Source organism: Aquicoccus sp., from assembly GCF_041686535.1.
GTDB lineage: Bacteria > Pseudomonadota > Alphaproteobacteria > Rhodobacterales > Rhodobacteraceae > Aquicoccus.
Genome location: NZ_JAWLDS010000180.1, coordinates 1 through 3,123, shown reverse-complemented (window position 1 = coordinate 3,123; position 3,123 = coordinate 1). Strand labels below are relative to the sequence as shown.

Genomic DNA, 3,123 nt, shown 5'->3' with positions numbered 1-3,123 from the left:
ACCGGCAACGATGCGCCGTTTTCATCTGCGGTGGAAAGGCAGATGCCCAGATCCTTGCGCATCCAGTCGACGGCAAACCCGTGGTCGAACTCGTCGTCCAGCATGGTTCCATGACGGTTCTCCATCTGCCAGCTTCCGGCGGCACCGCCCTTGATCACATCGACCACCGCCTTGCCGTCAAGCCCGGCCTTCTGCGCGAAATGCAGCCCCTCGGCCAAGCCCTGAACAAGCCCCGCGATACAGATCTGGTTGACCATCTTGGTGAGCTGCCCTGCGCCGCTTTCGCCCAGGCGCTTGATCGAACGGCCATAGGCGGCCATCACCGGCTCGGCGGCCTCGAATGCCGCCTTGTCTCCGCCGCACATGATCGAGAGCACGCCATTCTCGGCCCCCGCCTGCCCGCCTGACACCGGCGCGTCCACGAAGCTGACCCCGATCTCGCGGGCAGCCGCGTAAAGCTCGCCGGTGACGGCGGCGGAAACGGTGGTGTGATCGACGAAGATCGCGCCCTTGTCCATGCCCGCAAAGGCCCCCTCCGGCCCGAGACAGACGGCGCGCAGATCGTCGTCGTTGCCGACGCAGGCCATCACGAACTCGGCCCCTTCCGCGGCCTCGCGCGGGGTTGCGGCCGCGGTGCCGCCATGCGCCTCGACCCAGGCGGCGGCCTTGGCCGCGGTGCGGTTATAGACCGTGACCTCGTGCCCCTCGGCGCGCAGATGCCCCGCCATCGGATAGCCCATCACGCCCAATCCAAGAAATGCCAGCTTTGCCATGTCTTTCCCCTTGCCTTCATTCCACTTAAGGTTTGTCTGGCACGGCGCGGAATGGCAAGGGGCTTTGACAGGAGGCTCCGGGTGCACAGCTGGGCCGACAGGACAGGCAGGAACAGGGCAGTCGATCAATGGCGCGGGTATTTCGATGGTTGATGCGGATCACGGTGGCGGTCCTTGTCCTGGCCGTGCTGGCGGTGGGGGCGGTCTATTACTTCGCCGCGCGGTCGCTCCCCGATTATGACAAGCGGCTCAGGGTCGAGCGTCTCGACACGGCGGTCGAGATCGTGCGCGACCATTCCAATGTGCCGCATGTCTTTTCCGACGATGACGCCGGGGTGTTCTTCGGGCTGGGCTATGCCCATGCCCAGGACCGGCTGTGGCAGATGATGGTGATGCGCCGCACCGCGCAGGGGCGCCTATCGGAAGTGTTCGGCGCGCGCACCCTGGACATCGACAAGCTCATGCGCCGGCTCGACCTTTACCGCCTTGCGCGATCTTCGGTCGCGGCTCAGGATGCCGATACGCTGGCCGCGCTGGAAGCCTATGCCGACGGGGTCAACGCGCGCCTCGACGAGATCAACCGCGACGCCCTGGGGCGCGGCGCGCCCGAGATGTTCCTCTTCGACATGCCGGTCTCGCCCTGGCAGCCGGCGGATTCGGTCGCGATGATCAAGCTGATGGCGGTGCAGATGATGTCGCAGCTCGACCGGGAAGTCTTGCGCGCGCGCCTGTCACTGGCCCTGCCCGACGAGGCGCGGCTGGCCGACATCCTGCCCGATGCGCCGGGCTCCGGCGTGGGGGCGCTGCCAGAATACGCCGCGATCATGCCGGGGGCCGGGGATCTGCGCCTTGCCGATGACACCAGCGCGAGGCCCGACGGTCCGCTCTCGCCATTCCGGGGGCCTGGCCTTGCCAATGCCTCGAACGGCTGGGCCGCGGCGCCCAGCCGCTCGGCCACGGGCGGCACGCTTCTGGCCAATGACCCGCACCTGGGCTTCTCCGCGCCGTCGATCTGGTACCTCGCGCGGCTGGAACTCGGCTCCGGCGGGGTGATCGGCGGCACCATCCCCGGCGTGCCGCTGGTGCTCTCGGGGCGCGGCAACCGCCTCGGATGGGGGCTGACCTCGTCCTATCTCGACGATCTCGACGTGATGATCGAGGAACTCAATCCCGACGATTCCGAGGAATACCGCACCCCCGACGGGTTCAAACCCTTCGAGACCCGCCGCTCGATCATCGAGATCAAGGACAACGCGCCGGTCACGATGACCCTGCGCTGGACCGAGAACGGCCCGGTCCTGCCCGCCTCCCACGCCGGGCTCGGCACGGTCACGCCGCCCGGCCATGTCGCCTCCGTCGCCTGGACCGCGCTCGACGACCAGGACACGACGATGAGCGCGGGCATCGGCCTGATGCGGGCGCGCAGCATCTCCGAGGCGATCGAAGCGGGCGAGAAATACGTGGCCCCATCGCAGAACCTGATTTTCGCCGACCGCCTCAACGTGGCGATGAAGACCGTGGGCGCCATGCCCCGCCGCGACGCCGACCACGACAGCGAGGGGCGGATGCCCGCCCTCGGTGCCGAGCCGCAGAACCGCTGGCAGGGGCGGCTCAACTACGACGCCAACCCCGAATTCATCGCCCCCGAGGGTGGCATCGTCGGCAACACCAACAACAAGCTCTTGGAACGCCCCTTCCCCTTGCATGTCAGCCACGACTGGGGCGACACGCAGCGCGTGCAACGCTGGACCCGCCTCATGCAACTGCGCCAGGTCCACAGCCGCGACAGCTTTGTCGAGGCCCAGCTCGACAGCGTGAGCGTCACCGCCCGCACCCTCCTGCCCCTCGTCGGCAAGGACCTGTGGTTCACCGGCGAGGCCGCGCCCGAAGGCTCCACCGAACGCCGCCGCAAGGTGGCGCTCGACCTGCTGGCCGACTGGAACGGCGAGATGAACGAATACCTCCCCGAACCGCTCATCTACATGGCCTGGATGCGCGCCCTGCAGGAACGCCTCATCCGCGACGAGCTCGGCCCGCTGGCCGATGAATTCACCCATGTCGAGCCGCTCTTCATCGAGCGCGTCTTTCGCGACGTGGATGGCGCCGCGGCCTGGTGCGACGTGATCCATTCGAGCCGGCAGGAGACCTGTTCAGACATCGCCCGCATGGCGCTCGACGACGCGCTGACATGGCTGGCCGAGACGCAAGGCACGTCGCTCGAATCGCTGGCCTGGGGCGACCTGCACCAGGCCACGCATGATCACCCCGTGCTGGGCGAGGTGCCGCTCCTGCGCTATTTCGTCAACATCCGCCAATCGACGAGCGGCGGCGACAACACCCTCAACCGCGC

The 3,123-nt window shown here is 67.8% G+C and carries 2 protein-coding genes; one reads left to right on the top strand and one right to left on the bottom strand.

Annotated features, from left to right (window positions below; genetic code table 11):
* A partial coding sequence (locus tag ACESL9_RS17645; protein WP_372675381.1) for an NAD(P)-dependent oxidoreductase occupies positions 1–773 on the bottom strand: 773 nt, incomplete at its 3' end.
* A gap of 128 nt (positions 774–901) precedes the next feature.
* Here ACESL9_RS17645 and ACESL9_RS17640 point away from each other — a divergent pair.
* On the top strand, positions 902–3,123 hold a 2,222-nt coding region (locus tag ACESL9_RS17640), incomplete at its 3' end, for a penicillin acylase family protein (RefSeq protein ID WP_372615102.1).